At 55.2% G+C, this 14,975-nt stretch carries 12 protein-coding genes; 8 read left to right on the top strand and 4 right to left on the bottom strand.

The window, feature by feature from the left end; all coding sequences use genetic code 11:
• Positions 1–341 precede the first annotated feature (341 nt).
• From PATSB16_RS02255 to PATSB16_RS20750, 4 genes are all read left to right on the top strand, one after another.
• Positions 342–851, top strand: coding sequence for an SMI1/KNR4 family protein (locus PATSB16_RS02255; protein WP_047212439.1), 510 nt, complete (start codon positions 342–344; stop codon positions 849–851).
• A gap of 15 nt (positions 852–866) precedes the next feature.
• Entirely contained in the window at positions 867–2,534 is a 1,668-nt protein-coding gene (locus PATSB16_RS02250; protein WP_047212438.1) for a hypothetical protein, read from the top strand.
• A gap of 22 nt (positions 2,535–2,556) precedes the next feature.
• Positions 2,557–3,564: a coiled-coil domain-containing protein gene (locus tag PATSB16_RS02245; protein WP_047212437.1), complete on the top strand. Its 1,008-nt coding sequence runs from the start codon at positions 2,557–2,559 to the stop codon at positions 3,562–3,564.
• 310 nt (positions 3,565–3,874) lie between these two features.
• Complete coding sequence (locus PATSB16_RS20750; RefSeq protein ID WP_156884558.1) at positions 3,875–4,390, top strand: hypothetical protein; 516 nt, start codon at positions 3,875–3,877, stop codon at positions 4,388–4,390.
• An 8-nt stretch (positions 4,391–4,398) separates the two neighbouring features.
• On the opposite strand, the gene istB is transcribed toward PATSB16_RS20750, so the two are convergent.
• From istB to PATSB16_RS02215, 4 genes are all read right to left on the bottom strand, one after another.
• On the bottom strand, positions 4,399–5,199 hold the full coding sequence (gene istB / locus PATSB16_RS02235) for an IS21-like element helper ATPase IstB (RefSeq protein WP_047212435.1): 801 nt from the start codon (positions 5,197–5,199) through the stop codon (positions 4,399–4,401).
• The gene (istA, locus tag PATSB16_RS02230; RefSeq protein ID WP_047216197.1) at positions 5,196–6,224 is read right to left on the bottom strand and encodes an IS21 family transposase; all 1,029 of its coding nucleotides are present in this window, start codon (positions 6,222–6,224) and stop codon (positions 5,196–5,198) included. The genes istB and istA overlap by 4 nt, the downstream gene beginning before the upstream one ends.
• Before the next feature lie 933 nt (positions 6,225–7,157).
• The gene (locus tag PATSB16_RS02225) at positions 7,158–7,868 is read right to left on the bottom strand and encodes an NYN domain-containing protein (RefSeq protein WP_047212434.1); all 711 of its coding nucleotides are present in this window, start codon (positions 7,866–7,868) and stop codon (positions 7,158–7,160) included.
• A gap of 356 nt (positions 7,869–8,224) precedes the next feature.
• Entirely contained in the window at positions 8,225–9,736 is a 1,512-nt protein-coding gene (locus tag PATSB16_RS02215; protein ID WP_052892541.1) for a tyrosine-type recombinase/integrase, read from the bottom strand.
• A gap of 1,507 nt (positions 9,737–11,243) precedes the next feature.
• Between PATSB16_RS02215 and PATSB16_RS20745 the strand changes: the two genes are divergently transcribed.
• The 4 genes from PATSB16_RS20745 (at position 11,244) to PATSB16_RS20740 (ending at position 14,464) form a co-directional block, all read left to right on the top strand.
• Complete coding sequence (locus PATSB16_RS20745) at positions 11,244–11,852, top strand: hypothetical protein (RefSeq protein WP_156884556.1); 609 nt, start codon at positions 11,244–11,246, stop codon at positions 11,850–11,852.
• A 3-nt stretch (positions 11,853–11,855) separates the two neighbouring features.
• Positions 11,856–12,629, top strand: coding sequence for a hypothetical protein (locus tag PATSB16_RS02210; RefSeq protein WP_156884554.1), 774 nt, complete (start codon positions 11,856–11,858; stop codon positions 12,627–12,629).
• Complete coding sequence (locus PATSB16_RS02205) at positions 12,622–13,194, top strand: hypothetical protein (RefSeq protein WP_047212431.1); 573 nt, start codon at positions 12,622–12,624, stop codon at positions 13,192–13,194. The genes PATSB16_RS02210 and PATSB16_RS02205 overlap by 8 nt, the downstream gene beginning before the upstream one ends.
• Positions 13,195–14,263: 1,069 nt before the next feature.
• The gene (locus PATSB16_RS20740; RefSeq protein WP_156884552.1) at positions 14,264–14,464 is read left to right on the top strand and encodes a hypothetical protein; all 201 of its coding nucleotides are present in this window, start codon (positions 14,264–14,266) and stop codon (positions 14,462–14,464) included.
• Positions 14,465–14,975: the final 511 nt, after the last annotated feature.

Genomic DNA, 14,975 nt, shown 5'->3' with positions numbered 1-14,975 from the left:
ATAGATCAAGGGTGACGGTTACAGGCTAAGGAAGCAGAAGAAAGCAGGATTCCTGGGCAAATCACGTAACCCAATGGCTGGGAATTCAGTCGCGTAAGCCGCCGCCCGGTGGCTCAGATTTACTTTGCGTTTGACAGCGCATAGACTTCGCCATAGCAGCTGTCTGCCATCAATGCGGTTTCTGGCCCACTCTCACGATGAATAAGACTCATGCCGCCCATTACTCGCTGCATGGTCCGAAAGATAATCCAACTGCATCGCTGGCTGCTTGACTAATGATGAGCTGCAGGTAGTGCGTGGAATTTCGATGTTCAATATCAATCTTCGGGGGAAGTAATCTGATGAAGCAAGATTGGGAGCGCCTTGAGGCCTGGTTGCGGTTGAACGAAGCAAAGACATTGGCAGACCTCAATTCGCCTGCCACGACTACCGCTATACAAGACCTTGAACGAAGGCTTGGCTGCTCTTTGCCCTCTGGCTACATTGAGTGCCTCAAAATACATGCGGGGCAACAAGGCAAGGCGAAATGGTTGTTTGATGGCAATGAGTTCCTATCGCTCCAAAACGTAATACTCAGTTGGGCGACGTGGAACGATTTACTAGAAGATGGCGACCTGGAAGGCTCCACGGCCCAGTCGGATAAGGGAATCCAGGCGGTCTGGTGGTCGAGAGGGTGGATTCCTTTTGCCTCTAATGGCGGAGGGGATTTTCTGTGCCTCGACATGACCCCGGCTTCAGGAGGCCGCTCTGGTCAAGTCATCGAAATCTTCCATGACTTCCCTGCCCGGAAGCTGGTTGCACCCGATTTCAACAGTTGGTTCTCAAATTTTGTTGGTAGCAAGTTAGGTTGAGACGAGGAGCACCCCATGGAACAAAGCATCTTCGAACTTCGTGAACAGCGTCTGCAAAAGCTCTTCGCCGACTGCCAGCGTGAGGTTCTCTCCCAGATTATTGGGCCATTTGGCCTGTCGATGGCGATGTTCGAGGACCGGAACGGCGGTAATGTCACGACGCTGCACAATTTCGAGCGGGTTGACGACGATTTTGTTGCGACCGAGTCGGACAAGAAGCTTCACGCAAACTCACGCAGAGAGTACAGCGTGGATGTTCGGTCTGAATATGAAATCAAGACCAAGGAAGCTGCAAAAGCCACAGGCGGAAAAACGTGGGAGGACAAGCGCACCGAAAGTATCGCACGCGGAAAGGATGAGTACACCGGTCGCACGGTGTCTACTGATGGAACCTTTGAACAGAGGGATGGCCGGGTCGTTCGCGCCGAGCTGGACCACGTGGGTCCCATCCGCGAATTTCACAGTAATAAAAAGGCACATCTCGGTCTCGGTGATGTGAAGCGAGACGAGCAAACTGGTGCATTGAAAGTAGACCCTGGTCGCATGAGGGCGGCGGTCAATGACGACAAGAACCTGGCACTGACAAATCAGCCACTGAATGGCTCCAAAAGTGACCATGACTTCGAAGAGTGGGCCGCACGTGAAAGACCCGACGGCACGACCAATGCCGAGAAATTTGAGATTGACAAAAAGTTGATGGCCGAAAAGTCTCAGACGGCCCAAAAGCATCTGAACGACACCGTAGGCCGCGCGCTCCGAAAAAAACAGGCTACCGAGCTTCTGCACACCGGAGGAAGTCAGGCGTTGCAAATGGGTCTTCGGCAGGCTATGGGGTTACTCCTAACTGAACTGGTCAACGGTCTGTTCAATGAAATCAAAACGCTCATCAAGCATGGCGTAGAGGCGGGAAAATCGCTGCTCGAAGAGATTCGTGGCCGACTGTTCAAAGTGATTCAAGCGGTGGTAAAGAAAATCCCAGATGCTGCAGCACAGCTGTTCCACGGCGGCATCAGTGGCTTTATGAGCAACTTGATGACGTTTGTGCTCAACAGTTTCCTGTCGACGGCTAAGCGCTTCGTTACAGCCATCCGTGAAGGACTGATTGGCCTGTTTCGCGCTTTCAAGACGATTCTATTTCCTCCTGAGCACCTGACAAAGGACGAAGCGCTGCAAGAGGGTCTAAAGATTCTAACCGCTGTCGTCATTAGTTCTGTCGGCATTATTCTGACCGAGTCGGTCGCGACGTTCATGGCAAGTGTGCCGTTTCTTAAGGTTATCGCTGACATCGTGACGCCCGTACTTATAGGGACTCTCTCTGGTTTGCTGACAGCTTTCTTGGCTTATCAGATTGATTGCATGTTCGACCGGTATCGGCACTCTCTGGACGAGAAACTTCTCGATGAAATTATCGCGGACGCGAAGCGTCAAGAAATGTTTGCCAGCGAACTGACTATGCTCGCGGAAAGCTCGTTCAACAATGTCGAGAGGTTTGCCAAGTCGGTAAGCGTCTATCAAAAAATTGGTGACACGTTGGGCTCCGCAGGAAGGGCTGCAGCGGCCTCACTTGTTAGTCTCGAGCACTCTGTTACAGAGACGCGTGAACAGGTTCGCAACAGTGCAGACAAGCTTACGTTCATCTACGAGAGCCAGGCCTCAATCGACGACTTTTTCAAAACTATCTAGCCTTAAAATCATGAACAAAAGCGTGAACGAACTGCAGGTTGTCCAAGTTTTGTCAGCACTAACCATTCCAGAGCAGATTGTTCGGGATAGCAACATCCGGGAACTGATGGACGACATGATTGCCGAGACCAAATCGGTCCAAGGTGAAAACCATCGACTTGAGCAGCTTCGTCAGGAAAAAAAAGACGGAAATTTTGCTACTAATTGGTGGTATGACCGGGATGACAAGGTTGAAGACGCTCAGCTGGACCTCAACCAGGCCATGGGTCGTTTGACCCAAAGGTCGTCACAACTTCTTATTGTGAATACGGCTATCTCAAAGGTTTTGAGTGGCCAGCAAGAAGTTCTGCTGAAACAACAGGCGCTATTGGCAGAACAAGCACTTGAGCTGAAGCGGTTAAACGAACGAATCTTTGAGCAACAGCACGAGTTTACCGAGCAGCAAGAGGTGTCGAACGCAGCCAACCAAAAGCTGTTGGATGCAACGTATTACACGCAAAATCAGGCCGAGAGGCTGGTTGATTGCATCACCCTGGTTCGGGAAGCAGAGCGCAAGATAGGTGCCGCTAACGAGGAACTGCATTCTGCTCTCAAGAATGAGATGCAGAGTCTTGTGGCGAAATGCGATGAGCAAGTTCGCGGGGCACTCGTCGAGCTTCGTTCATCACAGCAGGATTTTGAGCGACGCCAAGACGAAACCACACATACATGGAGCACCTGCATCCAAGATGCCGTCGGGGAGCTGGAGACTAACTCGGAGGCCTTGCGTACAGACCTGACTACCCGGTTGCAGATGCACGCCCAGGCAACGTCGACCGCATTGGCGGCTCACGATGCGGCTGCTACACAAATAGCATTGTTGGCAAGTCAGGTAGAGACAAGACAAAAGGGACTGGAATCTACCGTTGCAAGCTTGCAAGCCCAGCAAGCAAAGTCCGCTAGGCAGAACCGGATTGCGCTTGCCTTCTTGGCCTGCGTGGCGGTTCTATCCCTGGGTTGGCAGGTAGTGCACCACATTTCCGCTGCATAAGTTGATGCGCAGTGTACGGTGCGTGTTAGCAGGCGCCCGCTTTAGGAGGTGGGCGCCTATCAGGTAGAGGATGGCAAGCCCATCTATCAGACGGAGCTTGCCTTGGGTCGACTGTTATCTGTTGGCCGGTGGGTTGTTCCCCCTACCCTTGCCGGAAGGCTCTCCGGTGCGGCTCGGCCAATTCGGGTTGCTGGAGTCGGAGAAGGTACGATTTGCCATGATGGCTTCCTTTCATGTGAAGAGTCTACGTGGGCGTCCTGTTGGACGTACGCTATGCTCTCACCGCTTTTTCGGCTGACGGTACCGCAACATGGAAAACCTGCTTACGACTCCAAGTGCAGCCCAAAAACGCATTTCCGATATGACTGTTGCCGAATTTCTTACCCCGCCGTTTCAGCCGGTTGAGATCCTGCGTGTACTCGGTCCTTACGGTCGAATGCTGCACCTTGAGCCCAACATTTCTATGGCCCCCGACCCTGAATTCCTTGTTCGACTGGTCAGCGACCATGCGAGTCACCAAGCGTACATCCGGCATGAGGCAGGAAGTGATTACAAGAATCTGGAGAACCTGATTCGAGGAAAGAACAATCCCAGTCGAACGACGAAGCAGGTGTTGGCTGGTCGCCTGGGCTTTCCGATGGATTACCTCGAAAAGCTCGCAGGCAGTGCACTGGATGGCCCCTTGATACCAGACATTCTTGCTGCGTTTCAGATCCTTGAGGGGCTCCCCATGCGGGTTACTTCTGGCGTTTTGGCCAGAGAAGTCCCATGCCATCGTTGTGGCAAGAATCTCCTTGTCAAACGCAAAGTAAATCTGAGCCACTAGGCGGCGGTTTACGCGACCGAATTCTGAGCCACTGGCTTACCTGGTTTGCCCAGGAATCCTGCTTTCTTCTGCTTCCTTAGCCTGTAACTGTCACCCTTGATCTGCACGATGTGAGCGTGATGCAAGATGCGGTCGAGCATTGCCGCAGTCAGCGTCGGGTTATCGCCAAAGGTGTCGCCCCATTGTGCAAACGGAAGATTGCTGGTCAGGATCATCGAACCGCCTCGCTCATAGCGCTTTGAGACGATATGGAAGAAGTGGCTGGCCTGATCTCCGGTAAAGGGTAAATAGCCGATTTCGTCGATGATCAGCAATCGTGGGCCGAGCACCCGGTGGCGCATGACCGAGTCGTAGCGGTCCTGTCGCTGTGCGGCCGCGAGTTGCAGCATCAGATCGGCGGCACTCACGAAGTGAGTTTTTATGCTGGCCTGCGTGGCTAGGTAGCCCAGAGCGATAGCTAGATGGCTCTTGCCCACGCCAGAAGGACCGAGGAAGACAGCATTCTCTCCGCGCTCGATGAAACGCAGCGTGGCCAACTCTTCGATCAGGTTCCTTGGCGTGCCGGTGGCGAACTCGAAGTCATACTGCTCCAGTGTTTTGATCACCGGGAAGGAGGCCATCCGGGCGAGCGTCTGCCGACTTCGCACCTGCCGAGCATCCCGTTCGTGGGCCAAGGCCTGCTCCAGGAATTCCATGAAGCTCCAGTCCTGCTCGGAGGCCTGAGCGGCGATAGCTTCGAACCGTTCGGCCAAGCCGTCAAGCTTGAGTTGCCGACAGTAGGCGTCGATGCGCTCTGCTTGCAGATTCATGCCACCACCTCCGTGAGGATCTGTTGGTAGACCGACAGCGGATGCTGAAGCGAGTGGATCTGCTCACGCACCGGCCGTGTCGCCGGCCAGCTCGGCTGAAGCTTCGGTACGTGCTTTGGTAATGATTGCAGCTGTGCCTTCTCGACGTTCTCATACAGGGTGCACGGGGCATGACCGGTTTGCGGATGCACGCGGCGGTTGGCTACATCACGCAGCCATTTGCCGACTTCGGCATTGGCGGTGGCGACATCGACGACCAGTCCGCTGGCGCGCATCCGGCTGTCCAGCGGGACATAGAAGTTGCCGCGCAAGTAGCGGTGGAAACGCTCTACCTTGCCCTTGGTGCGAGCGCGATACGGACGGCACAGGCGCGGCATGAAGCCATACAGCTTGGCCATGTCCAGGAAGTCATCGTTCCAGCGATGCTGGCCTTGGCCGTAGCCGTCGCGCTTGATCACGACGCTCTTGGCATTGTCGTACAGGACCTCCCTGGGCACACCCCCCAAGGCCTCGAACAGAGCATGGTGGCAGGCGACCAGCGTGGCGGCGGTCTCGTCGCTAGTGAAGCATACCCAGCGCCAGCGGCTGTAGCCGAGGGTGGCCGTGAACGCATAGAGAGGAGCACGTCCGCGCCGGAACACGACGAAATCACACTGCATCTGCTGGCCGGGTGCGGTCTCAAAGCGTACCACCGGATCGTCCTTGGGAATCGGCTTGCGGCTTCGCATGAAATCCTGTAATTGCCGGATCTGGCCGGTGTAGCCCTGTGCACGCAACTCGCGCAGCATGGCCGGTGCCGGTATCCAATCCGGCCGGGCCTGCGCAATCCGCTTCTCGATATAGGCTTTGAACGGCTCCAGTTTGGTCGCTCGTGGCTCGCGCATCTTGTACTTCGGTGCCTGCGGTGCATCCAGGTACCGCGCAACCGTGTTTCGCGAAATGCCCAGCTGGCGGGCTATCTGTCGCTCCGAGAGGCCCTGGGCCTTGAGCACATGAATTTCCATCCACTCTTCCTTGTGTAGCACTCGGATCTCGCGCAAAAAGATCCGACTTTACGAAAAAGTGGCTCAGATTTACTTCGCGCGAAGTGGCTCATTTTTACTCCGCGCGTAACATCCTGGCTGATGTGGAGGCCCGGTGGTCAAAACAAGTCCCTGGGATGAGGCCAGCGGAGTACCATTTTGCTGAGCGCCTGTTGAACGCCGTCCTTGGGGCGAGCCTAATCGAGCGCCTCATTGCACCGTTCAAAGAACAAGCAGAGTTGTCTCTTGACCGCTTGGATGCATTGGCCAATCCGCTGCACCATCCGATTGGCAATTGGCTTTTGGAGGCCCAGGCCTCCATGTCTTGCAACTCATTGGCAGAGCTTGCTGCTGCCATGCAGTTGCGAGGGGGAGTCGGTGCCACCTTCTCACATGGTCGGTTGAAAAAATGGTCTGCCGGCCAAGACGTGATGCCACTGGAAGCTGGAGAAGCGATTGCGGAGGCTTGTGGCCAGGCTAAGAGTGGGATAAGGCGGTTGATAGCGGCACGCTCAATTGCACTTGTTACTGACTTTGTTACGGCCTCATGGCCCGCCACTGCCCACGTCGTTAGTCGAAAGGGGGCGCAGGAAGTCGTACACGCTCGACTTGTGCAACTAGGCAACAATCTACGGATTGCTATCGCAGCAATGGCCGGGAAAACACCTCAGCGCTCCCGGCCGTTAGACAATACTGAATCGCCTTAGATTGACTACTCCCATCAGGGAAAACAGGCTAAAATCGCCCTAATTAGGAGGCTGCTTTCTGAGTTGCCTTTCGTCCATGGTGAGCACGCCTGATGGGATGGCAGTCGGCTCTCCGACCCACCACCGAAAAGCGGCCGGTCGTCAACGCGCATTCGCGACCCTGAGCTGTCCTTCAAAACTCCCGAAAACGGTCGTTCATCCCATGCGATTGATCCTTTGGCCTACCGTATCATCTAACTTTAACTTGCAGATGCACGAATCCAGATGCGTCGGGTGTATCTTTGCATTCCAAGTAATGTTGCTTGCGCACTAGCTCACCGAGTTTTGCAAATCCGTAGTTGCGAGGATCAAAAGACGCGTTGTTCTTACCTATAAAAGAGCCAACGGCCGATAGCGGCGCCCATCCGCCGTCGCGCGAAGTTTCATTTATCGCGTGAATCAAAAGGCCCTTTAGCTCTGGCAGATCGGGCACATTCACCGCCCTAGCGGGTTCCCTGAGCTTCCCCAATACTTCAAAGAAAATGAACTTGTCGCAAGCAGCAATGAACGGCTCAGGTGTCTTTCGTTCACCGAGTCCGTACACCGCCTTGCCGGCTTCCCGAAGACGAGTCGCAAGTCTCGTGAAATCACTGTCACTTGAAACGATACAGAATCCGTCAACGCGACCTGCATATAGCAGATCCATTGCGTCGATGATGAATGCGGAATCCGTTGAATTCTTACCGTTCGTGTACGCGAACTGTTGAATAGGCTGGATCGCGTGACGATGTAACTGGTCTTTCCATCCCGCCAAATTTGGCGTGGTCCAGTCTCCATAAGCCCGCTTAATCGTTGCGGTGCCATACCTCGCGACTTCTTCCAAAAGCTCTTTTACAACGGCTGCTGACGCATTATCCGCGTCGATCAGCACGGCAAGTCTCTGAAGATCCTCTTTCGCCATATCACTGCCTCTCTCTTCGAACAACTTGTTGTCTGAGGATGATTGATTGTCGACGATTTACGAATCTATGTCGAACGGCTGGAGGTAGCCGGGTACTTACTCATGCAATTTGCATACGCATCTTCAACCTCCCCAGGCTGCGGTCGGCAGCACGCGACCCTGCGCCGCCCTTCGAGCAAGTGCCGGCTGAGCGGCAGTTTCAAGGTGCGGAACGGCCGTCCGATCTACTCGCTCCGTCGGAGCCGGCAACCGACAAATGGGCGCACTCAGCTCCGCCTGCTTCAACGCGAATGCGATTTGCTCGTCGGTGAACTTGCTCTTCTTCATGGCATGACCTCTTCCTTTTCACGGTTGCATCATGCCGGATTTTTCCACTTTTGCTCGGCCCAGTTTTCTGGGTCAGCCTCAGTCCGAGCAGCACCCTGTTTTTTGGCCTCCCATGCTTCACGGGCACGCTCGAAAAGCGAATTGACCTCGTCAATTGTGAGATCCATAGCCTGAGCGAGCTTTGAAAGGTCAAGGCTTTCCTGAGTTGCCGCTATTTCGGCGAGCAACCGCGGAAACTGAACTTCATCGCTGTTTGAGGCCAGCTGCGCACTCTGGTCGACCTGAACCCCATCAATGGCGAGCAGACCGAGGGGGCCATTTTTAATACTCGCCGCAACTCGGACGGGATCCCCATTCGACCAGGCACTGCCATTGCCATCTGCAGAGTCCGCAAAATTGTGGACCTGTTCCTCCGCTTCTGCCCGGGAGGTATCCTTGGCGCGAATAGTCGCTGATGACGTCAGTTTTTCGCGGCGCAGCCTCTTAAAGCTCCCATAATAAGAGTTCGTTACAGCCAGCCGCGAGTGACCCATGTTTTCGCTCACCTGCGCCTGCACCACGGCTATGTCTTCTTTGAGCATTTGATCAGCGCTCCCACCGAGCGTTGCTGGAATCAAGCCTCGAAGCAAGGCCTCATTTTCAGCGTACTCGGCTCTCAAGCCGTGGCCAGTTACCCCAGCGACCTTCCGGGTAATTCCGAGCTGTTCCAACCATCGCAGATACTCCTTGACGTTATATTCGAGGGAGGTGGGCTTCCCGAGCCGAGTCACGTACCAACCCAGATGATGCGTCTTCGGGGTTCGCGCCTTCACAAAGTCGAGTGTCGCCCTCTGCAATTCGGTGGTGATTGGGATAGCGCGAGGCCGGCCGCCCTTGGGACCGCCGTTCGCGTAGATCATCAACGCGTCGCCGTGGTCAGCCTTCCACGGCTTCAACAGTACGAGCTCCTTGCGACGCAAACCAAAGATCACCGCCATCCGCAGCATCAGGCCCAGCTTTTCGTCCAGGGCATCCGCCTCGGCAATTTTCGCCTCAACGTTGACACCATTCTCGCTCCATGAACGAGACCGCTCCGCGATCGCACTCGTGCGCAGATCCTTTGGATCCACCCCCGGCAAATACACAGGCAAACTCTTCACCATGCCGCGTTTGCCAATCCAGCCGGAAAACTTGCGCAGGATCGACAAATTCTGCCGAATCGTGCTCACAGCCCGCCCATTTCGATACCAATGGTTCACCAACGCTTGGATGTGCTTTTCGCTTAGATTTCGCGGACTCTGCAACTTGAACCCCAGACTCTCCCGCAGCGTGTTGAAAGCCGCAAATACCTCGGTCGCCGCCACATCCCGCGTGCGAAATGAAGCCACCTTCCCATTGACCCGCACACCCGCATGCGCGTCAATCAGGGCCTGTAGCTGGTTTCGCCAGCCGTCACCTTCCAGCCCGCTTTGACTCAGACCTCGCTGCTTCCCCGCTCCCACTCCCACATCCCGTTGGTTCGCTCTATCCATGATTGCTTGACCCTTCAGCTGCAGCGGCACCTTTCACGGCGCCGCAACGTCCCGCCGGCATGCCATCGCATGTCGACCCCTTGGTATCATTACCCATCTCGCCATGGACTTTCGCGCTTCGGTGCGCGCCGAGCAGACAACTCGGTACTCAACTGCGTGGCTCAAGCCCAGGAGATTGGGCGACCTTAAAAACGTGCGATTGCGCGGACCTCTCCACCACTGATACTTCGATAATCCACGCCCCACGCCTTACGGTTGGTGGGTTGCCTAGCCCTATAGGTTGGCGCCGGCCCTCACGCGGAACCATACGATGCGCGCCCTCCAGTCACGATGACCGGAAGTTACAGGTAGCGCATTTACCTGAAATGAGTTTTAACTCCTGCCTGTGCAGGCTGAGCCCTCTGTGATCCGGTACCTACGCACCGACAATCACAGCCCGTCAGAAGACAGCAAAAGCCTCTTTTGCGACGATCACGATTTCCTTCGAAATTTCGTGATGTATTTTTGAAGTAGTTCCAAATCGCCCTGCAAGCCTCACTGGCTAAGGCTTTCGCCTTTCCTCAGTGTCCCGCAGGTGTCCCAAAGCAATGGGACGAAAAAAATGCGCCTACGCGCAATCACTTTCATAAACCAGAGAAAAGCTATACACACCAAGCTGATTCTGGGGGTGCTGGTTCGATGCGAGTCGAGAGCCAGCTCATGCCACTACGGTGGCGAGTCGGTACCTCTGAGCGCTACGAAGCGCTGCTGGCCTTAAGTTAAGCACACCAATCGACCTCTGACAAGAGCAGTGCGGAGAAATTGCTGTGCGTAAGCCGGTGCGCCACACACCAACCAAAACCAAACGGCGATACGCGCCAACAGATGGAACATCCTAAACAGGCGTAAGAGAGGTGCAAGACCGGTGCTAGCGAGGCATTAAACGGTCGCTAAACCGGCTTCCCAACTAACCTTGCAAAAGCAGGGCGTACGCCAGTCCCGCGCAACGCGCCAGCGTGACTACGTTCAAAATCGACATCCACTACTGCGCATCGCCGCGCTTCGATTCGTTGGCCCCAACCACCCGCGCAGCGCTGATCCAACGGGCAACCCGAGGGCAAATCTAGGAATGCTGTCGGAGCGTCAATTGGCGACGCGTTAAGGAGTTGCTAGAGCGGTGATACCGAAACGCTAAACGGGTGCTAAACCGGCGCGCCAGATGGCGAGCTTTTAAAGAGGTGCTAGGCCGGTTGGCGAGTTGCTAACGAGGCACAAAAAGGGCCGCGATAACTGACTCCCTGTTCGACAGCACCTACGAGCAGTATTGGAGTTAGAAGTCCAACACCCCCCTGTTTCAGCAGCCATTTGCACGCACACGCCTCTGGCATCTCGAATGACGCCCGTCTTCATGCGATATTCGAGCGCAGTTCGTACCTCCTCCCTCCCTACAATGTGCAGGTATTCGCTGTGACCTTGTGCCGGGACAATCCTGCGTGCGGGTCCTAGCGAATCGAGCAGTCGTAATTTCGCTAAATCCAATATCCTAACGCCGGCCGCGATGACAGTATCGCTTTCCTATTCATTTCACTTCCTGCCATCCAATGGCCGGCGCCGCAAGCTCGCGCCATACGCTCACTTCATTGTGGCACTGCGCCTCCAAGGCGCCTCGTGGCCTACCATCCAGGCGTGGCTCAATGAGCAATATGGTGTTGTCGTGCGCTCCTGGTCAATTGCCCAGTACTTCGCACGGATCGAATCTTCGGGCAAGCTGAACTCTATATCGCCGGCGAAATTAAATGAGTTATTCGAGCTGCTTGATGCGGCCACACATCCACCGCCCAGATCGCACATCGATCAAACTCGAAAGAGTTCGCTCGAGACAGACACAGTTCGATTCATCGACCACACTCAGGAAATCGCTCCAGCGACGCCCACGTTCCCTGCAGCCGTGCCCGCTCAATGGACGGACCCTGCCCCAAGTTCTGCGATGACCGTCACAGCTTCCGGCGGTCAGCGGAAAAAGGGCGGCATCGTGCGATTCGACTTTAAGTCACCGGAGTTTCAGGCGGCGCGCGCCGCTGCGCGTCAATCTCCGAGTGAAGCATTCAAATGGCCACCTTCGGTATCCCCAGCTACTTCCAACCAGCCTGAAAATCAAGAGGACTAATCCATGCCCTGCAAAATTCTCGTCGCCCACACCGCCGGAACAATCGGAAAAAGTACGATGGTCGCCTCGCTGCTATATCCTCGACTTACCCCGGCACCCACGGTCATCTCGGTTGAATCGCTTGGGCAAGACTCGTCCCGCTACGGCATTCCGAGGGAGGTCCTATATGCGACACGTTTTCCGGAGATTATGCGCAAGGTGAAGACCGCTACGACGCATGTGATTGTTGATGTGGGCGTGTCGGAGTTCGGCGATTTTTTGGAGGGACTGAGCAACTATCCCGGCTCCATCACGGATTATGACGTGGTCCTGGTGGTAGCAAATCCGAACGAGCGAGTCCAGCAGGATACGGTTGATACTATCGAGACGCTCGCCGCAGTTGGCATGCAACCGCACCAGCTGCGCGTCCTCTTTAACAAAGCTCCCCGCCGCAGTCTTCATCGCGGAGCTACCGAAGTGGCGGCCCACTTTTCAACCCTGGCCGGGTATCGGGGTGTGCGACCCGACTACCTCATTGACCCGGCAGCAAGCGTTGTTGAGGCAGAAATTTTTCCCGAGCTTGCCGCCCATCGCCTGTCGATTCAGGACGTACTTGACGACCCCAAAGACTATTCGACCTTGGTCGACGAAGCCGTGGCGCAGGAGAAACCTGACGCGGAGATCCGACATCTCGTGGAGATGCTCGGCTTGAAGCGCGCCGCACAGTCAGTGCGGGCGATTCTGGATGACGCCTTCCTCGCCCTGCGTTTGCCCAATGTGGAGCCAATTCATGACTGACGACTCGCTGAGCATTGGAGAGGCGCTCTACCGGATTCACGTTAAATCGACGCTCCAGGTTACCGCACAGCAGCGCGAACTTTCGGCCCGCTTAGAATCTCTTGCCAAACTCCTCCAGGATCAGGTTGGAGAGATGCGGGAGATAAAGAATGCCGAAGCTGCACGCTCAAACGAGTTCTCCAAACTCATAAGCGAAATGCGCGATGTCTCTTTGAGTAAGGAGTTGCAGGAGGCAATCGGCGAGCACCTCAAGGCGGACATCTGGGCAGAGCTGACCGCGTTCGTCGCGGAGGAGCGCTTCGAGTCTGCAAAGTTGCAGAGGGAAATCGCGAAAACAAGCGGATTGGAGATAGCGCGAGCGATCGACGAGCTACGGGACGCAGCCCGGGGCATTCCCCCCCTCCCCATCCTGGCAGCAGATGCACCTCTCTTCGCTAGGCTCAGGGCGTATCCCGAGCTTGTGCTTATTCGAGCAGAGCGGCTCCTTCTTGAAGCACAACCGCTTCTTGTTGGCCTTATCTTCCTACTGATGGCGGTGCTTGTCCATTTTCAGTACAGTCGCTGACGAGCCGATCGCATCGACGGAATTCGCCACCCGCAAAACCAGCTGTGTGCTTCGGATGATGAGTCCGGCGCACCGCTCCATATCCACCCTCACCAGGTGCCGCGGCCCTCGTATCGGTCTGCCCCGCCCCTGGTGAAATAACAGCATCATCTCGTTGCTGGGTCACCAGCGCTCTCACCCAGCGGCATTGAACAACGCATTACGGTCGTCGGCCGGGAAGTCCCGGTAGCTGGGACGCGCGCACGTGATGCTCAAGCCTTCGCCCACGCTCGCTCGCGAAGCCTCACCCTAAAGACATCGCCGTGCCTGACGCCAGAGGACGACTTGTGCGACGGGAACGCTGCCAGCCGCACTTACGATCAGGGGGTGCTTCCTCCCATCCGGCACAAAAGCCGTCAGTCTCCTAAGGAGACTCGATATTTTGCTTAAGTCATTGAAAATAAAAGGTTCCAAATTTTTCAAAGTGTCACGATATAGCTTTTGCGTGACACTTTGAAAAAAACGTGGCACCGGGCATCTGCCGAAACGGTTGGCCTAATGAGCCTGATTGGGCGGCGAATTTTCTGAATTAGATCCCCCATCCGACACTGGCAGTTATCGCTGCAACGGGCGCGAAATAATGGCCTCTGCCAATAGACCGCCGCCAGCAGCAGTAACTGGATGCGAACCGAGGCTTCCTCCGCATTCAGTGGAGACGCCGCCAGTCTCCTAAGGAGATTGGATTTCCACCCTAAGTCATTGAAATACAAGGAATGTAAAATTTCTCAAATTGCTACGCTACGGCTTTCGAGTAACACTCTGAAAAAAATGGCGAGCAAGCTTCTGTCAATATGGCTGGTCTAATTGCCCGGGTCGGGTGGCGAATTCTGAACCAGATCCCCTGCCCGGTGCCGTCCACTGGACCGACGTCGCTCCCTGAGTGTGGCCGACGAGCTGACGGGTTTCGTTACACCGACAGCCGGAATCTGTTCGCTTGGCGGCCTCCTGATCGCTTCGCCCCCAATTTGCGTTCGTGACTTGCGAATGCATCACAAAAGGATTTTTCCCTGCTCTTAATTTCGAGAGCTCTATGACAATACAGGTTCGCAGCGATGTTGCGTCGCCTAAAGGAAATTCATCGCAGCTTGAAGCGCTGTATCACAAGCGAGTTGTACCGGCTCATCCCGACAGGCCTGGCTATCTGTCGACAGTAGAAGAGCGTCAATTCCCTAACGGAACGATTTTTCCTGAACTTGAAGATAAAGCGGCGGTGGCAACGTCTCTACGCTAATCAGGATGAAGCCGCGCGGGATATTAATCGGTACGTCGTGGGCTTCCACAATCCCATGCGCTTGCACTCGGCACCGGGCTATCTATCACCCGCTGCACATCAGGCAAAACTGACAGTCGAACAAGCTATTGGCCTGTTCGAAATCTCCTGGTCACTACCATTCATCTCGAACACATTCTCGAAAAACCCTCAAATTCGGCCAACATTCGAGGCTTGCACCCCACACTTTTCATTGCATGCTTATCGTACGCGCCTGAGCCTCCGTCCTGTTGCCTGACTGCTGGCTTTGGCGAGCATCAGGGCCTATTAGGACACGGCCTGTGCCTCGGGCATCTTGCTTGCAAGATTAGATTCACGCCGCAGGCAGGTCAAGGCGCGATATGCATATGAATTAATTGCTAGTGGGGCGATATGAAATATCCAATTATCGGGGGCTTTGGTCGGAGCGATCGGGCCAAGTGTTGTTTCCCAGAAGTAGATATCCCAATGCGAATCCTTTCGCTCATTTCGA

Origin of the sequence: Pandoraea thiooxydans, assembly GCF_001931675.1 — a bacterium.
In the GTDB taxonomy this organism is placed as follows: domain Bacteria; phylum Pseudomonadota; class Gammaproteobacteria; order Burkholderiales; family Burkholderiaceae; genus Pandoraea; species Pandoraea thiooxydans.
The sequence above is the reverse complement of the archived record's forward strand: the minus strand, read 5'-3'. Positions and strand labels throughout refer to the sequence as shown.

Excerpts from the sequence above, each read along its gene's own strand:
- PATSB16_RS02255 (WP_047212439.1), top strand. The coding sequence starts at position 342 with ATGAAGCAAGATTGGGAGCGCCTTGAGGCCTGGTTGCGGTTGAACGAA.
- PATSB16_RS02250 (WP_047212438.1), top strand. The coding sequence starts at position 867 with ATGGAACAAAGCATCTTCGAACTTCGTGAACAGCGTCTGCAAAAGCTC.
- PATSB16_RS20750 (WP_156884558.1), top strand. The coding sequence starts at position 3,875 with ATGGAAAACCTGCTTACGACTCCAAGTGCAGCCCAAAAACGCATTTCC.
- istB (WP_047212435.1), bottom strand. The coding sequence starts at position 5,199 with ATGAATCTGCAAGCAGAGCGCATCGACGCCTACTGTCGGCAACTCAAG.
- PATSB16_RS02225 (WP_047212434.1), bottom strand. The coding sequence starts at position 7,868 with ATGGCGAAAGAGGATCTTCAGAGACTTGCCGTGCTGATCGACGCGGAT.
- PATSB16_RS20745 (WP_156884556.1), top strand. The coding sequence starts at position 11,244 with ATGACAGTATCGCTTTCCTATTCATTTCACTTCCTGCCATCCAATGGC.
- PATSB16_RS02210 (WP_156884554.1), top strand. The coding sequence starts at position 11,856 with ATGCCCTGCAAAATTCTCGTCGCCCACACCGCCGGAACAATCGGAAAA.
- PATSB16_RS02205 (WP_047212431.1), top strand. The coding sequence starts at position 12,622 with ATGACTGACGACTCGCTGAGCATTGGAGAGGCGCTCTACCGGATTCAC.
- PATSB16_RS20740 (WP_156884552.1), top strand. The coding sequence starts at position 14,264 with ATGACAATACAGGTTCGCAGCGATGTTGCGTCGCCTAAAGGAAATTCA.